This window comes from Acinetobacter sp. 797_lipA, assembly GCF_058243025.1.
In genome coordinates, this window is the sequence record NZ_JBZAYQ010000001.1 from 2,648,047 (window position 1) to 2,672,013 (window position 23,967).

The window sequence follows — 23,967 nt, forward strand, 5'->3', positions numbered from 1 at the left end:
AAAAATTCATTGACCCAATTTTGACCCAGATTAGATTTAGTGCATTGAATCACTTTAAAATCTTGTTCAAATCCGAATTCAGGATTTGAAGTGACGTACGGCATTATAGCAGAAAATTACACCTAAAAATAAATGCAATGTTATAACATTACAATTAACTCATTATGATATTAATAATCACATCAAACTCAGTATAGTTCAATTTTTTAATTTGTACTTTTGCTTAGGACTCTTAGGCTTATCAGGAAGGGTACGTTCAATCACACCTGCTTCTAATGCTGGAGTTAAATAATTTTTTTGGAATGTGGCTCGATGGGACAAGTCCAATAGAGCCATAAGCTCAGTTAAGCTATATTCTTTCTGCTCCATATTCTGGATGAGACGTTTAACTTGATCGCTAACTTGTACGCTAGCTTGAGCGGTATCTTGATCGCTGGCATCAGAACTAAGTATTGCATCTAGAATCATCTGCAAAATAAACTCAATAAAAGGTGCAGAATCTGAACGATCTGTGCTCGCTTGCAATGCATCGTAATAAGCTTTTTGGTTTTGATAAATCAAGCTTTCTACAGGGATGTTGAGAAAAATAGGATTCCACTGGCTTAAGATTAAAGTTTGCCATAAACGCCCCATCCGCCCATTGCCATCAGCAAATGGATGTATAAACTCAAATTCATAATGAAATACTGAACTCTGAATTAATGGATGCTCATTACCTTCAGCCAACCACTGTAATAACTCTCTCATTAAACGCTGGACTTGATTTGCAGGCGGAGCCATATGCACGACTCGATCCCCTGACATCACACCAACACCGCCATGACGATACTGTCCAATTTCATCAATCAGTCCTGTCATCAATATTTGATGTGCTTTCAGCAAATGCGATTCTTGATCAGGATTCCAATCTTGAATTTCTTCATATGCCTTTAGGGCATTACGTACCTCTTGAACTTCTTTAGGTGGAGCGATAATGGTCTTGCCATTCAGAATCGCTGTGATTTGCTCTGTACTCAAGGTATTTCCTTCTATCGCTAAAGACCCTTGAATCGTTCGAATACGATTGGCTTTTCGCAATTTAAGGCTATCTTGGATTTGAGTTAATGCAGTCAAACGCCCTATTGATTCACTAATTTGTGCAATCAAGTGAATAATTTTAGAGGTGATCGTATAAGGCGGTTGATATTTCATGCCATTCCTCATTGATGTAAAAACAAAGCACAGTTGATTAAACTCTAAAATATTAATATTTCATAGCTTAGTGAGTAATATCTGCTATTAACATGCTTATCTTTTCTGAAACAGTGAGCTCACTAATCGCTATTTCTTTTAAAATAAACCTGTGCATTCTCGTTAAAATACGTAGGTTTCTTCATTACAGGACAACATTATGTTTATTTATGCCGACTTCTCACAACTCGTCATCATCAAGCCAGAGGATTACCATTGGGTAAAATCTCCAGGAGGTGAAGTCGATAGAATGATGCTTGATCGTATTGGCGATGAGAAAGCACGTGCAACTAGTCTTGTGAAATACGCACCAGAATCTGCCTTTCCTGAACATCAACATCCTTTGGGTGAAGAAGTCCTCATATTGTCAGGCATTTTTACCGAGAATGCTGAAGATGATTATCCGGCAGGCTGGTATTTACGTAACCCCCATCATTCAACTCATCGGGTTTCCAGTAAAGCAGGTTGTTTAATCTTTGTGAAACTGATGCAAATGACTGAACATGAGAGAGAACCCACCCGGATTAATACCAATGATCCAGCGAATTGGAAGCTTACCGAACATCGGATAATATGCCCATTATTTCAATCGAAACATGAGCAGACCTATTTAGAAAAGCTAAAACCTGATCAAATTTTCGTAGAGAAATCAGAACAAGGGATTGAATTGTTCATTATTAAAGGTCAATTATTTTGCGGCACTGAAATATATCCAGCAGGTTCGTGGGTCCGTCTTCCCCTCAATAGTGCTGCTAAATTTCAGGCAGGTCCATCAGGCGCAACGCTTTATGTCAAAACTGGTCATCTACAACATGCCATAGATGTGTGGGTGAAATGAACAATAATGTGTTTCCAAAATGAAGCTGTCTCGTGTCTAGAATACTTGGAGCAGTTCACTTACCACTTTTAAAACCCATACAAAATGTAATGATATATCACTACATTTCTGATCTTTCTTTTTTCATGTATGATCGACTAAGACAAATTCAGGGATAAGGTTATGTTTGAAACTATTGATGATTTAAAGAAAAAATTAGATCAACATCGCCCTCTCTCTCCGTCAATTGTCAAAAATTTACAAGAAGATCTTATTGTCCGCTGGACCTATCATTCCAATGCAATTGAAGGTAATACACTCACCCTGCTAGAAACAAAAGTAGTACTCGAAGGTATTACTGTTGGTGGAAAGGCATTAAGAGAACACTTCGAAGCGATCAATCATAGAAATGCGATTTACTATGTTGAAGATATTATTCGGAAAGAGGAGTCTTTTTCTGAATGGCAAATTCGTAATATCCATCAGCTTATCTTAAAGAATATTGATGATGATAATGCTGGACGTTATCGTCAGCAAAATGTCCTGATATCAGGTGCTACGTCTACCCCGCCTGATTACACGTTATTAAATGACAAGATGGCTCAATTCGTAGACTGGTATAATAGTGAAGCACATAAACTACATCCAATTGAACGTGCAGCCAAAGTACATGCTGATTTTGTTGGCATTCATCCATTCATTGATGGCAATGGGCGTACATCACGTCTATTGATGAATCTTGAATTATTAAAAGCTGGCTATCCGCCTTGTGTTATCACTGTTGAAAATCGCTTGGCTTACTATGAGGCTTTGGATCAGTGGATGGCATATGGGAAGACCGAAGCTTTTATTCAATTGGTTTCGGATGCAGTAATCGAAGGATTTAAACCCTATCAAGTAATTTTGAATTTAAATTAAGGATTTGGCCAAATAAATATTTCAAATATATTTGCAAGACAAAGACCTATCCATAATTAATCTTCACATTTTCTAAATTACATCCTAGACTGTTTGTCTAACCATGCCTGGAACCCAGACCAACTTTTAAAATCATCCACCGCACGTACAATACAATTTGGACTACGTTCCAAGAGCATTTTACTTAAGGCGCTGCCCGGCCCAATTTCTAAGACAACATCAGGCTGATTTTCTTGTATTGCACTTAAACAAGCATCCCAATCAATCGCATGATTCATTTGGTGAATCAATGCATTCACTGCATCTGTAGTCTTAAAAAACTTATGCCCACCTGAACCACTAATCATGGCCGTGCATAAACCAACAAAGTCTTGCTGCTGTAAAACCTGCTGATAGGGCTGAACCGCTGCATTCATACATACGGTATGCGATGCAATGGTGACATTCAAGCGTTTAACAAAACGTGTTCCTCGCAATTCAAGTTGCTGAGCCAGCTGCTGTAAATTTGCATTAGCCCCACCCACAACAAAACTACTATCACTCAGTTTGATGGAAAGTGCGGTTGCCGTTTCCGTCAACAACGGTTCAAGCGTATTGAGATTGATACCCTGAATAGCCATTAAGCCACTTGCGTGCTGAGTGGCTGAAGACATCAACGAGGCACGCTGCTGGGCTAAATGCAGGCCTTGCTCCAAACCAGTTTGTGTTGCACAAATGAGTGCACTTAACTCTCCGAGTGAATAACCTGAGAAGCTCATAAGGTCTTCAATCTCAGGTTTTAACTTTTGCCAACGACACCATTGCAAAGCAAAAATAAAAGGCTGCGCGAACTCATTCTGATACAGATCCGCTTCGGTTAAATCGGAACAAAATAGCTTCGGCAAATGCTGCTTTAAAATATCTGATACATGAAGCTCACCAGCCAGAGTCAGCAGCTCTTGCACATGCGCTAAGCTTTGGAGTCCTTGCCCACTAAATATGATTGCAAAATTCATGTTCCACCTTCAGCATGAATAAAGTCACCCCCAATAAATCGGCACTGCCTCCCGGACTTAAGCGATGCTGAACGAAATAATCTTCCACTTTAGCCACATCTTGCATCCAATTGTGTTGTAACACACCGCCACGAGCCAAAAACTGCTTGGCTAGATCCTGCACAATATATAAGGCAGATAAACCACCGCGCCAAACAATATTGGTATCTTGTACATAGGCCATCAAACTAAATAAAGTCTGAATTGCAGCCTGCTGTGCATTGGCCGTTTTGGTGTAAATGTCGATATACGTTGGCAAGGCAACATCCATCACCGTTTTAAAACCTGAAGCCACTTCTTCAATCGCCCCAGTGATGCCATATTGACTCCGCATACGTTGCCCATGACTGTTGGGATTTCGCTCTAAATGATGTAACAGCTCATCCTGCCAAGTGCTTTGAATTTTTTGACTGATTGAGCCTGCATTCAACGAACTATCAGTTGCTAGACATTGCCCGACTGCTGCACTGGCAAAACCCAAATTAAAAACTGCCCCTTTATGGGTATTAATCTGCTGAGTTGCAGCCATCATTTTTTGTTCAGCTAAAATGCCACATTGTCGAATCTCTTCAAAATCGGCATCGCGATACCCATTTAAACATTGCGCCTGAAAATAGCCCTGTAAAGCATCCACACTACATTTGAACAAGCTAAAGTCCATGTCACGATGACTGCCCTGCGAACTTGGACAAACCAAACCAGGCTTATGCTCTAAACTGGCTTCATCTAATAACGCCATACATGCCAAACGGTCTAATGTTTCAGCAGTAGCGATAATGCTTGGACATAAAACTTCATGTGGTTGTAGCATTTGCATATTCAAGCTTCCCTTCGAATAATTGTTCTAATCTCAGCATCTCGACACGCTGAATTCCTTTGACGATCACTTGCTGGTTCATTTCAGGAAAAACAGCAATTAATTCATTAAATGACACATGCCAGTCTGGATGTATTTGAATCTCGCCATCCAAGCGCATAGAACTCTGGGTTTGGACTTGTTGAATGAACTGTAAAATTTCTGGTACATCATGTTGATGCTGTGGATACAACAACAGATCTAAGTCTGAAGTCGGCCTGACATAAGCCTCCTGCGTAAGAGACTGATAGGCATAGGAACCATAAACATATACTTTGCAGCCCAATTGTTCTAAGTTATCTGCAAAATCACTCAGCACTTTAGCTTGTAAGATCTGCGAGTCAGTTTCTAACAAAGCCTGTAGAGAAAGCGGTCGAGTAATCTGCTTGATCTCGTGTTTCTCTACTAAGCACGCCACACGATATTTATAGCCCTCAACCAAGCAGTTGATCGCCAGCTTCACTTGTCCCACATCCATATCGTCCTGCCGACAAACGGTCATTGGAATATATTGGCTCAGCAGCTGATACACCTTGTGTTTCACTGTTTCTGGTAAAGAAACATCTAAAAAATGTAAGGTTGCTGAATCACGAAGATAAGCTAAGTCATGACGATCCATATCTGCTTCCTTAACTGTGGACAACTTTCTCAATAATAGTATTACACAGCACACGCCCTTGACGTTGCTGCCCCACCACACGGCGTTGATCTGTCCGATAAGCTTCAAGATGTTGTTGTTGATTTAACAGTGCTTGGCTGACCCAGTCTGTCTCCAAATCTGGCCAAATGGCATTGATTGCGCCCATTTTGTAAAAGTTTTCTGCCCCTGGGGCAAAGATGGCTGAGCTTTGCGACAACTCTTTTAACTTTTCGACTGGAATTTTAGTGACCCGTGCCATCGCGTTTAAGTCCATGACTTTCACTTGCGAATCACTGAGTGCATAAACTTCGTTTGCCATGAGTCCATAAGAGAGAAAGCCGCCACTAACCGCTTGACCGAAAATAATCGCAAGGTTGGCATGTCCACTACGGCGTAATAGATCTACACAAGACGCCAAATGCGCGAAGGTACGGTTTAAGCACAGTAACTCATCGGCACGGGAAAGATCTTGGCCTTGCGTATCCACAATAAAGACCACGGGAGTTTTATTGCCTTGTTGTACCAATTTCAAAATTTCTGAGGATAATTGAATGGCAATGTCTTGATTGATGGGTGCTGCATTAACTGTACCCAAAATCCGTACTGGACCTGCGTCTGTCTGCGCATTGCCCTTAATCACATAACCTTCGATCTGATAATCCAGTTGACGCGGAAACAACTGTTGTAAAAGTAATTCTGTATTCATGAGCTCATCCTTGCTTTAACAACACAACTTCATGGGCAGACAGCATCGGAATTTTTTCTGGCTGTAAAATTCCCATGTCATGCCAAATCTGTAAACCATCATTTTTACCAAACCAGCGTTGGTACTGCTGCTCAAGCTGTTGCTGCTGTTGCAATAATTGTTCTAAGTCTAAAGGAGCTGCCTTAGCATCTAGCTGCGTTAAAATCGCATCACGAATATCGGCAATATCATCCTCAACCAAAGCCTGTACATGATTGAGTAAATAACGATGTTTCCCGCCTGTGACACGCCAAACCAAAGCACGATCTTTCGAGTCAAACTCTTCGACGCCTTTCACTGTTTCAATCACTTCTGGCCCAGACAGTGCCAAACGCCCTTCTTCCGTCATGATGATGGCACTACTCAAACATGCGCTGATACCCATACCACCAAAGGCGCCACAGGTGCCGCCAATCACCGTAATAATCGGAATCCCCGCATTTCTTACCTGCAACATGGCGCGCATAATTTCGGAAATGGCGATGAGACCGGCATTGGCTTCATGCAGACGCACGCCGCCTGAGTCGACAAAAAACAGTACTGCTTGCGCTTGATCTTGAATGGCTTTATGTAAGAGACCGACAATTTTCGCCCCGTGGATTTCACCCACAGACCCGCCCATAAACTGACCTTCTTGCGCCATAATATGTACTGGTGTTCCGTTTACACGCGCTGTACCAATAATCACGCCATCATCAAAACTACCTGGAATATCCAAAGCAGACAGGTGCGGGCTAACCTCCACCTCCGTTGGCTTTAAGATTTCTTTAAAACTCTGAGCATCCACAACTGCTTGAATACGCGCACGTGCGGTTTTTTCATAAAAACTGTTTTTGAGCATCACTTGATCCATGTTCTATACTCCCTTAAACATAGATATTGCTTGGCTTAAGCGTAGATTCACCACCGCTGGGGTCGCGCCCATATCATTTAACTGAAATTTAAGCCCTGCTACTGCATGACGTTGTGCAAACTCATTCAGCACAGACTGCCAAACATGTTGAAAACCGACGGCTGATGTCGTGACTTCAATCTGACAAATATCCGCTTGATCATGCTGTGAAACCAGAACTTCTAAATTTCCAGAACCAACGACACCACAAATAACAGCCGCTTGTTCAGCGCTCAGCGGTGCTGATTGTAATTCAAATTTTAACTTTTCCATGTCGATCACCAATTTCTAAAGCGACTTGGGGGACTATATAAACCACCCGACCATTTAACTAAATCTTTCACCGATTTTGCCGCCAACAAATCACGACTGACCTGTGTTGGATCGATACCCAAATCTTCTGGACGTTGAATAATGCCTCGCTGGCGTAACTCTTCCACTTTGGCCTCATCACGCTGCATCCCCACTGGGGTATAACCAGCCACACCACGGATGGCTTGTTCTCGTTCTTCTGGAGTACGACATAACAGCAAGTTAGCAATACCTTCTTCCGTCACAATGTGTGTGACGTCTTCGCCATAAATCATGATGGGCGGGAGTTCACTCTCCATTTTGTCCTGCAACTGCCACGCATCTAACTCTTCAACAAAAACAGGATGCATATGTTCACGGTACGTTTCGACCAGTTGCACTACCAGTTTGCGACCTTTAATCAGTTTGCCATCGACTGCTTCACGACCTGCTTTGGTATAGGCATAACTGGCATGACGGCGTCCATGCGGATCAGAACCCATATTTGGTGCACCACCAAAACCAGAAATACGGTCTACAGTTGCCGTAGAACTGTTGCCTTGTAAATCAATCTGTAAAGTCGAACCAATGAACAGATCACAAGCGTATAAACCCGCAGTTTGACTAAAAGCACGATTGGAACGCATGCTACCGTCACTACCCGTAAAGAACACATCTGGACGTTCTTTAATATAATCTTCCATCCCCACTTCAGAACCAAAGCTATGGATCGATTCGACAAATCCACTTTCAATCGCTGGAATTAAAGTTGGGTGCGGATTCAAAGCCCAATTGGTACAAATCTGTCCCTTTAGTCCTAAGGATGCCCCATACGTAGGCAGTAACAATTCAATCGCCGCAGTATCAAAACCAATACCATGATTTAAACGTTGAATTTGGTAAGGCGCATAGATGCCTTTAATGACCATCATCGCCATTAAAATTTGCACTTCGGTAATTTGTGCAGGATCACGGGTAAACAACGGTTCTATATAGTTGTGCTTGGGACTTTCGATATAAAAATCGACCCAATCCGCGGGTACATCGACACGCGGTAACTTATCGACAATTTCATTGACCTGCACAATCACAATGCCGCTTTTAAATGCAGTGGCTTCAATAATCGCGGGCGTATCTTCGGTATTCGCACCTGTATAAAGGTTGCCCTCACGGTCAGCCGCATGTGCCGTAATCAGGCAGACATTTGGCGTCAAATCGATAAAGTAACGCCCATACAGCTCGAGGTAAGTATGGATCGAACCAATACTAATTTTTTGCTGCTGAACCAATTGTGCTAGACGTAAACTTTGTGGGCCTGCAAAGGAAAAATCGACCTTAGAAGCAATGCCTTTTTCAAAGACATCAATATGACTGGGTAAAGCCAATACCGACTGCACGATATGTAAGTCATGAACCACCTCTGGATTACACTGACTTAAACTCTTTGACAAAAAGTCGGCCTGCTTTTGGTTATTACCTTCTAAACAAACGCGATCACCACTGGAAATTACCGTTTCCAAAAGTTCAATCACCCGAGCATGCTCAACTTGTTTTGCAAAGCCTTTTTCTTTGGCTAGATTCAACTTTTCTTGTCTACGGGTGCGCTGCTTATCCCATAAGCGCGTCTTAACCATTTGGTTCATGGGGTCACCTTTATGCTGTGCTTAGCCGAAGATGGCATTAATTGTGAGAAAAAATACAGAGGGTCCAAGTAAGCAACCAAGACCTGTATAAAAGGTTGCGACCAATGCGCCATAGGGTACTAAACGCACATCAGTTCCTGCCAAACCTGCTGCTGTACCACTGGTCGTTCCCGCCATTCCACCAAAAACCATGGCAGAACGTGGACTTTTGAGATACATAAATTTTGCAAAGATTGGTGTACCCACCATAAAGAACACTGACTTAATTAAGCCAATTGCAATCGATAATGCAATCACTTCTGAGCTTGCACCAATGGCAGAACCCGTTACTGGTCCAACGATATAAGTCATCGCACCTGCGCCAATCGTGGTCATCGAAACGGGGTCTTTATAGCCCATCAACCACGCCACCATTGCACCAATCACAAACGGAATCACGCAGCCAAGTGCAAGTGCGATCAAACCCACCTTTCCTGCTTTTTTCACTTCTTTGACGTCAACTTCAAACGCTGTTGATGCAATGGCCAAGTCACGAATCATGGCGCCACCGAGTAAAGCAAAACCTGAAAAAATGGCGATATCTGAAATGCCCTTTTCACCTTGAGTATAAATCCCTGCAAAATATGCCAAGACTAGCCCCATAGTGATGGCGATGGCTGAGCTTTGTAACTTCCCTTTGGTGAGGTATTTCGACAAAAGATGCGACACATACATCATCAAACCAGTCACTGCGAGCGCCGCGACGAGGGCATTTTTGGTAAAAACCGTAATTATTTCTTCCATTGCGTTTCTTCCTTGTAACCGTATAACTGATTGTTATTTCGTGTTAAGACAACACCCTTGTCCTTAAGCGGTTTTTTCAGTCGGCTCTACAGCCCATTCGTAGCTTTCGTAGTCACCACTGGATTTATTCAACCAACGAATCACCAATACCGTACCGATAAGCGAGGCAACCGAAACAACAAGCCCCAACATCCCGCCCGACATAGCAGCAACTACGTTTTGGCCTGCCGACATGGCAACCACAATCGGGATATACATACCTGACCAGTACAACACACCAAATTGAGTCACTTGCGGTAAGTGCCCACGTTTCGCTAACAGTTCCTTCGATAGAATTAATAAAATCATGGCGATGGCCACACCACCTACATTGGCTTGCACACCAAGAGCAATCCCGAGGGCATTGCCTAGATAAACACCAAGTAAATGGCAGACTGCCAATATGGCTGTTCCGTAAATAATCATTGCTGAATCCTCCCTGGATCATGCAGCGCTTCTAATAATCTGACTTATAATTTGCTATAGTTATAGCTTATCTGTATCCAGCGTACAATGCTTTGTACTCAAATAAACATAAATTGTATACAATTTTTGGTGATGTATGACTTCAATTGCGGAACTTCCTCTTTCTATTCAAATTAGTAAAAAGTTAGAGGATGATATTATTTATGGCTTTTTTCTACCTGGGACTAAGCTAGATGAACAAGAGCTTTGCGAACGCTATGGTGCTTCACGCACCCCGATTCGTGAGGCATTAAAGCTATTGGCCGCTGAAGGTTTGGTTGAAATTCGCCCACGTCGTGGTGCAATTATTCCAGCCATTAATTCACTTACCCTTTGTGAAATGTTCGAGGTGATGGCTGAATTAGAAGCCATGTGTGGACGTTTAGCAGCACGGCGCATTCAACCTGAAGAAAAGCAAGAATTACAGCGCTTACATCAGTTATGTCAGGACTATTTAAATCAGAACGATTCAGAAAATTATTATGAGGCCAACCGTTTATTTCACTTTGCCATTTATCAAGCCAGTCATAATGCCTTTTTAATTGAACAAGCCTGTACTTTACACAAACGTTTGCACCCGTACCGTCGCCTACAACTCCGCGTTAACCATCGAATGAATCATTCATTTTCAGAACATAGCGCAATTTTAGAGGCCATTTTTGCAGGGGATGAACAAGAAGCTGAGGCTTTGCTGAAAGCGCATGTGGTGATTCAAGGTGAGAAATTTACGGACTTTATTTCAACCTTAGAACATTTAAAATTATAAATATCTATGGCGGCATCAGATTTGGATTTTCTAGTAATAATATTTATGCCGCCTCTCTTCTGAGATGGTGTCAGTTTAACTCGGAATAAATATCCATTAAAAACTTAGCATTAGCTTAAAATTCAATCTGGATTTATACCCAATTTTACCCTTCCTTTATAAACTTTTAATAACCAAGGCAATTCGCAAACAATACTATGGCCACAGGACGCAAGAAACGTCAATACTTAACTTTAGTCATGGCCGATGATCTAAAGAAGATCGACCTTCAGCATATCGACCAGACTAATGAATCAGATCTCAATCTACTTGTTCGGATCTCAAAGCAAAATGACGCTGAAATGGTGATTAAAAAGATCGTTTACTAATTTTTAAAGCTGGTACCGCAAAAACTGCTTCTGGTAAAGATTTACCATTAATCACCATTACCCGTAAAAATGGCGACCAATTCCGTTATTCAAAGCAAGACCGTGACTCAGACTATACGGGTGTATCTACAAGCTACCATGTCACTGGTAAAGCCAAACGTGAAAAGGTTATCACTGGTGAGAAAGGCAAGGTGAAACACTTAAAAGGGACATTTACCAACAAAGCCGAAGCTGAACGTGTGAGTGCTGCGAAGATGGCTGAGATTAAGCGCCAAATGGCGAAATTCAGCATCAATTTAGCGTATGGTGTACCACAAATCAGTACAGGGTCCCCCATTAAGCTTCAGGGCTTTAAAGCTGAGGTAGACTAGCTGAAGTGGATCGTTGAAAAAGCTACGCATAATTACTCTATAAGTGGTTTAGCTACACAGCTCGAATTTGGGACATCTTTAAAATAAGGTCTTTACTATATACACTTAACCTAGACTAAAGTTATGATGACATAAATTATTCATTGTTACTGATATATTATAAAAATCACTAATTCCGTATAATAAATTCAGGGGAAAATAATGCCTGTAGCATCTAAAATATGTGAGCTTGTAAATAATAAAAGTAAACCAAACTGGTGGCGATTCACCATAAATCGAGCCATTGAATGTGGTGAGTTATCATCTGTAGAACTTGAGGAAGCATATTTAATTGCTAAAATGGAATTTGGACTAGAAGAAAAGTGTGCAGACTACACTTCATTAATTAAGCCAGTAGAACTTACGGGTTATCATGAAGAAGTAGAAGAGACAAGATTAGTTTCTATTGGAAATACAACTAATATCTCAAATCTTGTATCACAAAAAAAAATTGAATTTTCAACTACTGGATTAACAGTTATTTATGGGCATAATGGGGCTGGAAAATCAAGTTATGCAAAAATACTTAAGAATGCATGTCTAACCAGAGGTGAGCCACCAGAACTAAGAAGTAATATCTTTCAAGAAAATGCTGGGATACCAACTGCTGAGTTTCATATAGAATCAAATGGTATTTCTGAAATAATAGAATGGAACAATAAGCTAGAACCACATCCTCGCCTAAAATCAATTAGAGTCTTTGATACAAGCTCATCAATTCACTATTTATCTAAGACTGGTCCCTTAGATTTCAAACCTACTGCTTTAAAATTATTGGATGAATTACTAAAAACAAGTGAATTCATAATGAATAAAGCAAAAACAGAAGAAACTTTTTATGCTGCGGCCACTGTTCTGCCAAAGATGAATTCAAATACAACACCTAGCAAATTAGTTATAAGCGCATCTTTAGATCCAAATCAAGTAGATCTGCTGTGTGCAACGCAGGAAGAGTTAAAAGAACTATCTGACCTACGGGTTGAAGTATTGGAATTAGAAAACAATACACCTGAAAAACTTCGAGAAAAATATAAAAATAGAAGATTAAGACTTGTCCCACTTCAAGTATTCCTGACATCACTTATAAATGAATTAGGATCTGAAAAATTTCAACAAATTAAAGAATTACATGAAAAAAAAGTTCAGACAAAAAATGCAGCAGACTTGTTAAGTAAATCAACTTTTTCTGAATTACCCATATCTGAAATCGGATCTGAAGAATGGATGACAATGTGGAAATCCGTTAAAAATTTTATAGAATGTTTAAATAACAATTTTCCACTTTTAGAAGGGGATCATTGTCCGACTTGCTTACAAGTAGTGGATCATGCAACAGCTGCAAGACTTTTAACATTTGATGAATATCTGCAGAATGAATTACAAAAAGAAGCTGCAATTGCATTAGATAATTGGAATGCTGTACTAAAAAAAATTAAGAAATTAAATTTCTCTAAAACTCCCTACGAGGCCATACTCAATGATATTAAAAGCAAAGATGAAGCGTTTAGTCTCCTTTTATATAATTTAATTGACCAATTAAATGAACGGGCAAAAAGTATATTAAAAGATATACCCTCCTTTGATTTTGATGATATAAATTTAGAATCATTAACAAGGCTTAATACTCACATTTTAAAATTAGAAGAGCTTGAAAAAACAGTATTAAATGATGATATTAAAATAAAATCCATTTTATTAAAAAAACAAAGAATCTTGGAAATTGAAGATAGAGAAAAAATAATATCGGTGAAGGATCAAATAAAAGAAGAGATAAAAAAAGCGATAAAAAATGAATTATTTAGTAAAATTAAACGATCAACTTCTACTACCCCTATTACTTTATTGAATAATGAAATAACTAGTTCTGGCTCTATTGGTAAATTACAAGAATTCTTTAACATTGAATTAAAAAAACTAGGTTTTAATCATTTCAACGTTAATACACTTACAAAAGGGACAAAAGGTAATCAAAAATTTAGTCTTGAAATCTCAGGAAAAAATGTGAATATTCTTGATATTGCCAGCGAGGGTGAACAGAAATGCATTTCTTTAGCAGGATTTTTTGCTGAATTAACTGCTGATAATCGAAATTCTGCGATTATTTTTGATGATCCAGTAAACTCTCTCGATCATATATGGAGGCTAAAATTCTCTAAAAGAATTGCAGAGGAGGCAAACAAGCGCCAGGTTATTGTTTTAACACATGATTTACCTTTTCTGAAAATGCTTCAAGAAGAGGCAACAAATATAAAAATCAAAGCTATTACTCGACATAATAAAATAACAGGAATACCACTTGATAGTCCGCCATGGGATGCTTTAAAAACTGTCGATAGAATTGGGCAACTTAAAGTAAAAGTAGTAGAGGCCAGAAAAGCAGCAAAAAACTCAATAGAAGAATATCAACATCATGCATGTATAATTTATGGAAAAAAGAGAGAAACATGGGAAAGACTTGTTGAAGAATGGTTAATTAAAAGTGTTGTTGAACGTTTTAGCCGTGAGATTAAAACTCAAAATACAAGATATCTAACAGATATCACGGAACAAGATGTCCAAAAAATTTATGCCGCTATGAGTAAGTGTAGTACCTATATGAATGGACATGATATGGCTGAAGCGATGTCTGGTGTTTTTCCAGATATTGATGAGTTAGAAAGTGATTTAATAGAACTGGAAGATTACTTCAAAGAGTTAAAGAAAAGAAGGAATTAAGCTCTTTTTTTATTATATTTATAAAATTAAAAAAGTCCTCTGATGTAAATTGAGGACTTTTCTTTTTTTATATCTAAAATAAAATGAAATATTATCTCAAATCATCTAAATTCCCACTAAAATTTAAAAAATCTTGATATAAAGCAACTACCCAGTCTAGGATCACTGCGACTTTATTTTTTATTTAGGAACAGGTCAGGCAGATTCAAAAAGCTATAAATAAGGAATAATAAAAAAGCCCTCTTAGGAGGGCTGACTTTAGTTCATTTTACTCATTAATTAATGTAATTATTCTCTTATTTTTAGACTCTTCCATCATTTTCTGCTTAGTAATTTCGAGATAAGGTGCATCGTCTTCATTTATTTTATTTAGAAAATTTTCTGCATCCTTAATATTTTCTGAATCTAACAACCCCATCAATGCTAATAAGAAACATGGCGAATTCAAACATGAGGTGCGACAGTTTCAAAAGCCTTATGATAATCAACAAGCTGAGCAAATTTCTCTAATGGTGTAAGCCAATCTAACGCTTTTCTAGGGCGAGTATTCAGTGACATGGCAACTTGATTTAAATAATGCTGATCTGCCTGGTTTAAATCAATCCCTTTAGGTAAATATTGCCTAATTAAACCATTCATATTTTCGCATGTGCCTTTCTGCCATGGCGAATGTGGGTCACAGAAATATACATCTATGCCTAAATCTTCTTCGAGGATTTTATGTTCTGACATCTCACGTCCACGGTCATAGGTCAATGTTTTACGCAGTTCTGCGGGTAAATATTTCAGAGCTTCAGTTAAAGCCTTGCGCACTGATTCTGCCTTTGCATCAGGTAATGTTGCCAAGATACAGAGCCGTGTTTTTCGTTCAATAAGTGTTGCTATCGAACTTTTATTGTCTTTACCTTTAATTAAATCGGCTTCCCAATGACCCGGTATTTTTCTTTCTTGAACTTCGGTTGGGCGCTCATGAATAGTTTTAATATCCTGTAATATAGAATCTTTTTTAGGTTCACCGTTAGCTTTTCGCTTTTTATTTTCATGTCGCAGACAGGATAGTAAGTCTTTTTTCAGCTCACCCTTTGGTAATGCTCGTATCGTTGAATAAATCGTTGTATGGCTTACATTCATTGTTTGATCCAAATCAGGAAATCTCTTTAAACGCTTTGCTATTTGCTGAGGAGACCATAAACAACGGATCGCTTCAACAATAAATTTCCAGAGGATTGAATCGATTTTGAGTTTTATGTGACCACGTCTACGTCTAGCGAAGGTGTTATCAGAAGCATATTGAGCTTGATAAACGTCATTGATGCTATTTCTTTTAAGCTCACGATAGATCGTACTAGGATGTCTTTTAATGAGTTCAGCAAATTTTCTGGCTGAAAAGCCTTCTTTTCTTGACTCAAGCATTAATGCAGTACGATCTTCAAAGTTAAGATGATGGTATGACAATTTTATATACTCCATAAACTCTTTAAATTAATTAGGTGGTTTATGTCGCACTTCAAGTTTTACTCTGCCCATCCAAAAAGATATGCACCACCAAAAAAATAAACAAACAAGGATACCTGCGTAGGTAACCAATTACTTAGAATACTTGCCAATAGAAAAGGCAATACTAACAGTAGTGCAAAAAAGAAATATTGAGCTCCAAAAATAATAACTTGTTTTTTGACAGAACGACCATCTTTTATTTTTAATGTAAAATTACTAGCACTTACATTTTGCTGGGGAGTATATTCTATAAATTTACGTCCAGATTTATATAGTCTAATAATTTGATCTAAATTAATTAACCGAGCCTCATGTAACTTTACTAGATAACAAATAAAATCATAGTCAACATAATCCAACCTAGCTAGTTCTTGTGCTGCCCTATCAAGAACTAATCTCCTAACTCCATCTTTCTCAAAAAAGTTTTCGAAAAATCTATTTGTCGAATCAAGTTTAGCCGTATAGTCTTTATGCGCCAAAGCTGTGATTTCTTGTCGTTTAAAAAATATACCAATAATTCCAACTAAGGCACCAAGCAGTCCAACGATATGAGTAATTTCCATTAGCCCCTCTAAGCAGTAACAACTACTGGTATTTCAAAAGAAATATGATCTGTATATTCCGCACACATAATATTTATTTTTATTACACCTTCATCAATAGCGTTAGGAACTAGATAATAATTATCAAATTTTATTTTTCTTGTATGTAAAAGTGAATTAGTTATAATGTAAATAGTATTTTTATCGGAGTAGCTATCACTTAAGCCCATATTTACTTTTGGCATTAAACTTCCGTAATCTATAGTCGCTAAGTTTTTTAACACTCCTGACATATATTCCTGCTGTCTTGCCTCGGGTGACTTAATATTTGGAATCAAACTTTTCTGTATGTTCTTTTGATACCATTTAATATCTTCATCAGATTTATCATCAATAATTGTAATAAAATTTGGAAATTCGATTTCTACACTAATCATGTTAGCCAAATTACTACCAATATTTTCAACAGCAATATTTAACTGACTTGATCTTACTTCTAACTGATGAAGTGCTCTTAAAGCGTGATTATGATTATTTATATCTACTTCTGAAATAGCATCAACTTCATCATTATATTCTTGAATATATTTTTTTATATCATGCATTCCCAAAATTGAATGAGTTGTCAATAAATCTCCTGCACGTCGCATTTCCATGCGAGTGGAAATTCTTTCAGGTTTTTCATAGTAGTCATCCTCCCTTAATTTGAACCAAAATAGCTCTATTTGATCAAACTCTTCTATTGAGGTATTCGCTATGTCATTAATGCTTACTTTAAGTAAAGGTTGTTTTACTTTAATCGACTCTTTAATACGTTCATTTTCTTCGCGGAGTTTTCTATTTTCCTCACTGAGCTTAGCTAGTTCTTCAGCAAGTTGACCTGAAATTTGGTTTCCTCTGATCCAACCGCCCCCCCTATGCTTTCTCATGTTTTTATAAAGTGAATTTGAAATCTTATGTTTTAAATCATCTACCGTATCCCAAAATTCGCACAAACGATCAGTCAGAACCTTTTCTCGAAAACGCTGTAGTTTATCAATATTTTCATTGTTAGCATCTCGTTCATGCGGGCGTGTAGGAACATTATCATTACGAACAAAACAAAGTATCTTTAACCCTTTACTGATAGCGTAATCGAACTCTTTTTCTGTAAAGCTAATCCCATCTTGTTTCGAGATCGAACCGTATCGATGACCCAATATTAAAATATAAAAATCACTTGAATCAATTAAATCTTTAATAATTGTCCATTGCTCATCATTATCAGCACCAAATAATTCCATACCTACTGGAAAGTTATAAGATTCTAAAACAGTATTGATTGCGGCACTTCGCGCTTCTATTAAATCTGTATATGTTGAACTAATAAATACTTGGTACTTCGTATCTTGACTCATTTTTTCTTTATAAAATAAACATTGAATTAATTAACATTTATAGCATCTCAACAAAGTTAGATAAATACATATGTATTAGATAATTTCTTGCTTTTAAACTAAAACAGCACAGCATGGTTTTATGTTATGAATACAATTCCTGCCTAAATAGAACCTCCGCTTGAGCATCATTTAAATCAGTAAATTGACGACCGTTCTTTTCTCGATCACTGTCGCCATAGTTAAATGACATATAAAGCACACCATTTGGTTTCAAGGCAATTATCAACTTTCCTATGACTTCAGCTAAGCATTCACGCTCACAATGCAATAAAGAGGCACATGCCCAGACCCCATTATAAGCCTCATGCTCATCAGCTTTACTTGACCGTCTGTAAGCTGGATTGCTCTTTTTACAAGCTCTTCTGAGTAATCCATTGCATCAACTTCATAGCCTTTATTTTTAAAAGCCTGCGTATCTCGTCCCGAGCCACAACCAACGTCAAGAATCCGAGTACCTTCAGACAACTCAGCTAAGAAAGGCTGATATAAACTTTCCATATCAACTTCAAACGTTGAAGCTGTAAATTCTTCTGCATGCTTATTGTAGTAGTCTATTGTTTTAATTACGAATACTTAGGCTAAAAATCACAATTAGTCTACTAAAAAACAAAAAATAAGGGAGCAAAAACTCCCTTTCTATTCACGGCTCGCCAACTTATTTTCAATCCACTGATGAATTTCATAAGCAGACCAACCAATACGATTCTGTGTAATTTTTACTTTTTTGGGAAAAGTCGGATCATAGTAAGGTGAGTATTCATCCATCATTTCATAGATTGTTGATCTACCTACACCAACAAATTTAATAACTTCTTTAATACTAATCAGTTGATTCATTTGAAAAGTTTGTCCAACAAACGCATTCATGAAATTTACTCCAAATCAATAATGCGAGCGTTACTGCTCAAATAATCAGGAGGTCTGTAAAAATTAACTAATTCACCGCCCTCACACTCCCGTGCAACCCTTTCTGCATATCCTGTACAAATCCATCATCTTGATTGAGCTTAGATTTAGTCTTGGCTTTCGAATCAACAGGCTGTTGTTCTGCTTGAGAAGATTCTTCCGCGTAAAACTCCCCAACAATTTCCTCATCCTCCTCTGCATTCACCTCAAACTGTGCATTGCTAAAACCATAGCGAGCCATCTGATCTAAAGCCACTTGATTAAAACCACACAATTTACTTTTCTGGTCAATCTCCTTAGCGGTTTGAATCGCTTCTTGTAAATGAACACCCTCCCGTAAAGTTAAATCCACGTAATACACAGGCGTTCGATAGCTTTGCGTAGTGCTCTTGCCTCTTAGAGTGAGTTGTAAAGGTAAACATGACAGTAAGCCATTGGATGCTGCATGGTAATAACTCAGTCTTGCTGCCAAAGTCCGGATACTATTAAAGCCTGTGGTTCTAAAGATGAAAGTACCGAGTTCATCTGACTCATCCAAATTCACATACAAACGCCCATAAGGTTTACAGAGTCCACCTTGTGCTAATGGGCATAAATCTGGAGATGGGCAAGGATGATGTTCTACCCCTTGATTGGTCAGTCGCCGACAAGTTTCACCATTGCCTACACAAACAGGACGGCCTGTTTGACGGTCAAATAAGCTGTACTCTGCTCGAAGATTCAGTTCAGGATCATTGAAGATCATACGGACTGGGATACTTCGCAGTTTTTGATTGGGTGCTTTGGCTCGGAGTTGTTCATCTAAGGGATGTTTCACCCAGCCCTCTTTATTTTGGATTTGAGAGGTAATGGTAAATTGGTCATCCTTTTCAGGGATGCGTTTACCATTCTTTTCCACCATCTTGCCGATACTAATTCGCCCGAGTATTGGCGGTGTAATGGCTAAACCTTTGATCATGTTGATTTCCTCTTTTGAGTAAAATAAATTAGACATAAAAAAGCCCATGCTGTGGGCATGGGCTGATATGAGCTTGCTTGTTGGTATTTCACTTGATGCTTTTATGGATAAAAATGGACTTATGCACCATTGGCATAAATCTGAAAACGCCGTGTCCCTTGCTTGGCTTGTGGAAACTGATCGAGATACTCAGGGTGTGATTTAAGTAAAGCCTTGGTATCCAAAGTAATCGAGTCTTTAGATTTCTTCCACGTCACTGAACCTGTTTTAAAGGTGGCGCGTTCAGCCTCTTGCATCTTGGCCTGAAGCTGATGTTTAAGTAAGTCAAATTGCTCTTGGTGCTTTTCAACTTGGTTGCGTACTCGGATTAGTTGTTCAAACTGTTGATTGGCTTGCTCATCCTCAGATAAGTCTGTCGTTGAAAGCGGTACATGTTCTGGATAAAGCAGTTGTAAAGCTTTGGCTGCCGATTCGCTGGCATCGGCTTCAGGTGGGGTATCCTTTTCCACACATTCCCAGAAGTAACGCTCCGCATTGATGATGTGCTGAATCACGGATTCTGAACGTGTCACTTTAAAGATTCGGGTTTCATGTCCGCAGAGTAAGACACAAATATGCGCTGCTTGCTTGCCTGTCACCGCCAATTGATGTTGCACTTGGCAGAGCACGTATAAAGGCACACCGTCTCGCCATAGCTTGGCACCATACTCCCCTGCGGTTTTACACTCCAGTATTTGTACATCGGAATCTCCAACAACTGAGTAATCCAGATTAGCTAACATAAAATGTTTGTCTGGATCAGGGTGTTGTAATACGGCATTGACTCTACGCACTTTGTAGTTGGTATGCATGCTGTAGTATTCAGCAACTAAGGGTTCAAGTCGTTTGCCCCAGTACAAGGGTGCATGGCCTTCGCTTTGATCTTCGATGTTTTGTTGAATGCGTCCTGTTTTGATCATCCATAGTTCTAGCATCGACATATACGGATTGAGACCACAGGCTGCCGCACAGTCACTGCTGCCAATGCCCTTGCGTCTGACTTCCAGCCATTCGGCTTGCGTCATATTTTTAGTCTCTACGAAACGTTTTGCTGTAAACAGTTTTGGGCGATTGGAGTAGATACTCAGTGTTGCGTTGTTTGGTTGAATTACGGCTGAGTTCATAGTAATTTCCTGTCATTGTTGAATTTTGGGCATAAAAAAAGCCGTGTCCGAAGACACAGCTTTTGAATGAATGAGTTAAGTTATTTGTAAGGTTGAGCTTTTCAGTTAGGCGATGAGTCAGCTTAGGCTAATCAATAGATGCTTTGGAATTAAGCCAACATGCGTAAAGCTTGTTCCAGTCCACGTTGCTTGAGACCCGCTCCAGCACCAAACCATGCAGAATCCAGACGATGATCTTGACTCATAGCACGACGTTCGTGATCGGCAAATTCAGTAATTGAGCATAACAAGCCATAAGCGCTGTCTTTGGCTGAGCTGAGTTCTGCCCCACGACCCTGCCCGTTAAACATAGTCATGACTTTCGACATGGCACGGCCATTCGGTTCCATCTTGTTTTCAGCTTTGGTAGCTGAATTGGCTTGTGTGGCAACATTACGGTAGAACTGAATAATGCCTTCATCCTGTTCCATTGGGCTGAGACTGGTATTGTTAAACACGGCATCAAAATAAGCCGCTGCCTCAAACTGCGTCACTTTACGCTGACTGAGTTGTTTCATTTCATATATGTGCTCATCCCATGCACGGACTGAAATCCCCAATTGCTGTTTAATCTTCTCTGCATCGAACTTAGTGCTGTGCGGTACTTTGACTACACCTGCACTTGAGTTTTGTCCCTTTAAGGCAATGGCTAAGGTGTTATTACACACGACACGAATACTGGTGAATTGTGCTGTAGTGGCGAGTGTCCCGTCACAAGCTGTAGCCAAAAGAATGTAGCCATTACTGACATCCTTACCTTTTAAAGCTGAGCTTTGTCCTGTACGTGCCAATGCCCAGAACTTCTTACCACCTTTGAGTACACCCGCAGTTTCCAGTTCAAAGCCCGATTGCTCAGTGAGATCACGATAAAACTCTAAAATTTGTTTGGGTTGCACTTCCTGATAACGCTGACTGACCACAGACAGCGGTGCATGGGTATCAGAACGGTATAAAACGCGTTGTTCTTCATAAGGCATAATGATGCTTTGTCCTCGATCATTTTTAGCCATATAGCTGACATCTGAAGATTCAATGCGCCAGTCCATACCTGCTTGTTGTGCCCAGACTTCAATCGGTTGATTGTGAGTCAGTTGGTTGCCTAAGCCATGCCAAGGGGTTTCACCGACATAGGCCATTTGTTCAAGTTGATGTGCCATGATTTTAATTCCTATAAAAATTTGAATTGCTGTAAAAGGTCATTGGATAAATTCATTTAAAAATTAGTTACGGATGCTTGGACTAAAATCGCGGTCACAGTCATTGCAGTAATAATGTCGGCTATAAACAGGATGTGAGCTACTTTGGACTTCATCCTCGGTCATCAGCATCCAAATGCCACCGATCAGCACCCCGACTAGGGCGCCTGCAATCGGGGGAATGTTCAAGCTCTTAGAAACACTGATACCCAAGGTCGCTAATGCTATAGGTGACATCACATTGTTTTGCGCTGAAGGTGAATTGCTGTTGATGACGAAATGTTGTGGGGATTCCAACAGTACTGTGTCTCGGGACTGACAATAAGGACATGGCAAACTCATCTGAATAATTCCTGTAATAAAAATGAGTGAAATAAAAAAAGCCTGCTTTGGGGGAAAGCAGGCAAAACGTGAATCGGGTTATTGCATAGGGCTGTTTTGAAGGAGCCACATGCTTCTCATTTAGATGATATGTATCTGTATTTTTTTAGAATGTGATTTTAATCGACGCTTTTTAAATCAATTTTAATGACTTGATACAGGGATCAATTGACCTGATTTTTATCAGCGATTATGATGCAAGAGCTGGCCTACATTGCCAGTCGGTTTTGACAGACCGCAGATCCAGCACGGTATATGAAAGTAATTTTGTATGTCGTGGAACCCTCGTGTCCCCCTGTTGTTGCGGTAGGACGGGAGGGGGACGCCTTGTGCGTGCTGGTTCCTTGGATCCCAGTCTGTCAACCCCTTCTCGTTCTGCCACCATAATCAATTGACAGTGATTCGGTAGAACTTCTTATAATTCCAAGGAGTCATCAATCATGATTCAATTTACTGTGCTTTCTTCCCCTGCACTCGCTCCATTTATACCTATTTGCCGACTTCGGTATTGCATTCCGATTCCAACTTTATTGTCTTGCCCTGTGCACTGATTCATTTCACCGCACTGATCAACCACTGAGTTTTTTAATTCAGGGGCTGCTTTGTGCTGGAACAACATTATGAAATTGATCGTACAGCTCATTTTAATTGTCGTCGTGGTGGCGATGCTAGGCCCCTTTGTTTTTGTGCTTGGCGGACTATGGCTGCTGATTTATCTGGCAGGCTGGCATAAATAAACCCATTCGTATGACTTAAGAACAATAGATAACAATGACTTGGAACAGAAATGAAATATCAAACTTGGTTTGGGGTAATCACCATTGCCTTCAGTAGCACCCTGCTCACTGCCTGTGACAGCAAAGTCAAACGTGACTTTAAAGCAGGTTATCAGGCGGGTGGTTTAGACCGCTCTACCTGTGGCTGTATTTACGACAAAGTCGAAGCACATTACTCGCCTGAATTTATGGAAAAAATGGCGGATGTCACGGTTCGAGAAACAATGCACCCACCTGAAGATTTTAACGTGGTGATGGCAAATGCTGTTCAGCAATGTCAGTCATAAATTCAAGCATCTGGGGAACCACATGAAAAACTATTTAATTATCGGCTACGTGCTGATCGCACTGATTTGCTCAGTGTATTTCAAGAATTTCAGCAGTACCGCACATTACAGCTATGCCTACAATCTCGGTAAAGCCGTGGTTTGGCCTGTGACCATTTTTAAGAACTAAGC

Annotated in this window: 26 protein-coding genes and 1 pseudogene; 8 read left to right on the forward strand and 19 right to left on the reverse strand. The window is 39.6% G+C overall.

Annotated elements, in window-relative coordinates:
* Positions 1–198: 198 nt before the first annotated feature.
* Positions 199–1,191: a Fic family protein gene (locus tag AC4CU2_RS13200; protein WP_129716578.1), complete on the reverse strand. Its 993-nt coding sequence runs from the start codon at positions 1,189–1,191 to the stop codon at positions 199–201.
* 199 nt (positions 1,192–1,390) lie between these two features.
* Here AC4CU2_RS13200 and AC4CU2_RS13205 point away from each other — a divergent pair, with 199 nt between their 5' ends.
* Both AC4CU2_RS13205 and AC4CU2_RS13210 read left to right on the forward strand, forming a co-directional pair.
* A complete protein-coding gene (locus AC4CU2_RS13205; RefSeq protein WP_279044669.1) occupies positions 1,391–2,068 on the forward strand; it encodes a cupin domain-containing protein in 678 nt (225 codons plus the stop codon).
* Positions 2,069–2,230: 162 nt separating this feature from the next.
* Complete coding sequence (locus tag AC4CU2_RS13210; RefSeq protein ID WP_279044671.1) at positions 2,231–2,965, forward strand: Fic family protein; 735 nt, start codon at positions 2,231–2,233, stop codon at positions 2,963–2,965.
* A gap of 77 nt (positions 2,966–3,042) precedes the next feature.
* On the opposite strand, the gene AC4CU2_RS13215 is transcribed toward AC4CU2_RS13210, so the two are convergent.
* From AC4CU2_RS13215 to madL, 9 genes are all read right to left on the reverse strand, one after another.
* Positions 3,043–3,960 carry an acyltransferase domain-containing protein gene (locus tag AC4CU2_RS13215; protein WP_279044672.1) on the reverse strand — a complete coding sequence of 306 codons (918 nt, stop codon included), beginning with the start codon at positions 3,958–3,960 and terminating at the stop codon, positions 3,043–3,045.
* Positions 3,938–4,816 (reverse strand): triphosphoribosyl-dephospho-CoA synthase MdcB, encoded by an 879-nt coding sequence (gene mdcB, locus AC4CU2_RS13220; RefSeq protein WP_279044675.1) that lies wholly within the window; start codon positions 4,814–4,816, stop codon positions 3,938–3,940. Before mdcB ends, AC4CU2_RS13215 begins: the two co-directional genes overlap by 23 nt.
* Positions 4,794–5,474: a malonate decarboxylase holo-[acyl-carrier-protein] synthase gene (mdcG, locus tag AC4CU2_RS13225; RefSeq protein WP_279044678.1), complete on the reverse strand. Its 681-nt coding sequence runs from the start codon at positions 5,472–5,474 to the stop codon at positions 4,794–4,796. Before mdcG ends, mdcB begins: the two co-directional genes overlap by 23 nt.
* A gap of 10 nt (positions 5,475–5,484) precedes the next feature.
* Positions 5,485–6,201 (reverse strand): biotin-independent malonate decarboxylase subunit gamma, encoded by a 717-nt coding sequence (gene mdcE, locus AC4CU2_RS13230; protein WP_234951290.1) that lies wholly within the window; start codon positions 6,199–6,201, stop codon positions 5,485–5,487.
* Between the two features lie 4 nt (positions 6,202–6,205).
* A complete protein-coding gene (locus AC4CU2_RS13235; RefSeq protein WP_348924626.1) occupies positions 6,206–7,093 on the reverse strand; it encodes a biotin-independent malonate decarboxylase subunit beta in 888 nt (295 codons plus the stop codon).
* 3 nt (positions 7,094–7,096) lie between these two features.
* Positions 7,097–7,405, reverse strand: a complete 309-nt coding sequence (gene mdcC / locus AC4CU2_RS13240; protein ID WP_016166424.1) for a malonate decarboxylase acyl carrier protein — start codon at positions 7,403–7,405, stop codon at positions 7,097–7,099.
* A 5-nt stretch (positions 7,406–7,410) separates the two neighbouring features.
* Positions 7,411–9,066: a malonate decarboxylase subunit alpha gene (gene mdcA / locus AC4CU2_RS13245; RefSeq protein WP_259234311.1), complete on the reverse strand. Its 1,656-nt coding sequence runs from the start codon at positions 9,064–9,066 to the stop codon at positions 7,411–7,413.
* Positions 9,067–9,087: 21 nt separating this feature from the next.
* Entirely contained in the window at positions 9,088–9,849 is a 762-nt protein-coding gene (madM, locus tag AC4CU2_RS13250) for a malonate transporter subunit MadM (protein ID WP_004981504.1), read from the reverse strand.
* Positions 9,850–9,912: 63 nt separating this feature from the next.
* Positions 9,913–10,314 carry a malonate transporter subunit MadL gene (gene madL, locus AC4CU2_RS13255; RefSeq protein ID WP_104500039.1) on the reverse strand — a complete coding sequence of 134 codons (402 nt, stop codon included), beginning with the start codon at positions 10,312–10,314 and terminating at the stop codon, positions 9,913–9,915.
* A 136-nt stretch (positions 10,315–10,450) separates the two neighbouring features.
* Here madL and AC4CU2_RS13260 point away from each other — a divergent pair, with 136 nt between their 5' ends.
* From AC4CU2_RS13260 to AC4CU2_RS13275, 4 genes are all read left to right on the forward strand, one after another.
* Positions 10,451–11,119 (forward strand): GntR family transcriptional regulator, encoded by a 669-nt coding sequence (locus AC4CU2_RS13260; protein WP_279044693.1) that lies wholly within the window; start codon positions 10,451–10,453, stop codon positions 11,117–11,119.
* A gap of 197 nt (positions 11,120–11,316) precedes the next feature.
* Positions 11,317–11,487, forward strand: a complete 171-nt coding sequence (locus tag AC4CU2_RS13265) for a hypothetical protein (RefSeq protein WP_279044696.1) — start codon at positions 11,317–11,319, stop codon at positions 11,485–11,487.
* 191 nt (positions 11,488–11,678) lie between these two features.
* Positions 11,679–11,858, forward strand: a complete 180-nt coding sequence (locus AC4CU2_RS13270) for a hypothetical protein (protein WP_279044698.1) — start codon at positions 11,679–11,681, stop codon at positions 11,856–11,858.
* 201 nt (positions 11,859–12,059) lie between these two features.
* On the forward strand, positions 12,060–14,612 hold the full coding sequence (locus AC4CU2_RS13275; RefSeq protein ID WP_490737990.1) for an AAA family ATPase: 2,553 nt from the start codon (positions 12,060–12,062) through the stop codon (positions 14,610–14,612).
* Between the two features lie 444 nt (positions 14,613–15,056).
* Here AC4CU2_RS13275 and AC4CU2_RS13280 read toward each other — a convergent pair whose 3' ends face one another.
* From AC4CU2_RS13280 to AC4CU2_RS13320, 9 genes and pseudogenes are all read right to left on the reverse strand, one after another.
* Complete coding sequence (locus AC4CU2_RS13280) at positions 15,057–16,082, reverse strand: IS30-like element ISAba125 family transposase (RefSeq protein ID WP_490768283.1); 1,026 nt, start codon at positions 16,080–16,082, stop codon at positions 15,057–15,059.
* A 44-nt stretch (positions 16,083–16,126) separates the two neighbouring features.
* Positions 16,127–16,672 (reverse strand): hypothetical protein, encoded by a 546-nt coding sequence (locus tag AC4CU2_RS13285; RefSeq protein WP_490768964.1) that lies wholly within the window; start codon positions 16,670–16,672, stop codon positions 16,127–16,129.
* Positions 16,673–16,680: 8 nt separating this feature from the next.
* Positions 16,681–18,048 (reverse strand): DUF4062 domain-containing protein, encoded by a 1,368-nt coding sequence (locus AC4CU2_RS13290; RefSeq protein WP_279044707.1) that lies wholly within the window; start codon positions 18,046–18,048, stop codon positions 16,681–16,683.
* 139 nt (positions 18,049–18,187) lie between these two features.
* A pseudogene (locus AC4CU2_RS13295) lies at positions 18,188–18,654 on the reverse strand (class I SAM-dependent methyltransferase); the annotation flags it as partial.
* Positions 18,655–18,726: 72 nt separating this feature from the next.
* Positions 18,727–18,957, reverse strand: a complete 231-nt coding sequence (locus AC4CU2_RS13300) for a helix-turn-helix transcriptional regulator (protein WP_005015568.1) — start codon at positions 18,955–18,957, stop codon at positions 18,727–18,729.
* A gap of 67 nt (positions 18,958–19,024) precedes the next feature.
* Entirely contained in the window at positions 19,025–19,954 is a 930-nt protein-coding gene (locus AC4CU2_RS13305) for a recombination directionality factor (protein WP_279044986.1), read from the reverse strand.
* A gap of 119 nt (positions 19,955–20,073) precedes the next feature.
* The gene (locus tag AC4CU2_RS13310; protein WP_279044968.1) at positions 20,074–21,117 is read right to left on the reverse strand and encodes a lambda-exonuclease family protein; all 1,044 of its coding nucleotides are present in this window, start codon (positions 21,115–21,117) and stop codon (positions 20,074–20,076) included.
* Positions 21,118–21,266: 149 nt separating this feature from the next.
* Positions 21,267–22,313: a DUF932 domain-containing protein gene (locus AC4CU2_RS13315; RefSeq protein ID WP_279044970.1), complete on the reverse strand. Its 1,047-nt coding sequence runs from the start codon at positions 22,311–22,313 to the stop codon at positions 21,267–21,269.
* 63 nt (positions 22,314–22,376) lie between these two features.
* Positions 22,377–22,694, reverse strand: coding sequence for a hypothetical protein (locus tag AC4CU2_RS13320; protein ID WP_279044972.1), 318 nt, complete (start codon positions 22,692–22,694; stop codon positions 22,377–22,379).
* A gap of 826 nt (positions 22,695–23,520) precedes the next feature.
* Between AC4CU2_RS13320 and AC4CU2_RS13325 the strand changes: the two genes are divergently transcribed.
* Both AC4CU2_RS13325 and AC4CU2_RS13330 read left to right on the forward strand, forming a co-directional pair.
* Positions 23,521–23,796 (forward strand): hypothetical protein, encoded by a 276-nt coding sequence (locus AC4CU2_RS13325; protein WP_279044974.1) that lies wholly within the window; start codon positions 23,521–23,523, stop codon positions 23,794–23,796.
* A gap of 22 nt (positions 23,797–23,818) precedes the next feature.
* Positions 23,819–23,965 (forward strand): hypothetical protein, encoded by a 147-nt coding sequence (locus tag AC4CU2_RS13330; protein WP_178905194.1) that lies wholly within the window; start codon positions 23,819–23,821, stop codon positions 23,963–23,965.
* Positions 23,966–23,967 lie beyond the last annotated feature (2 nt).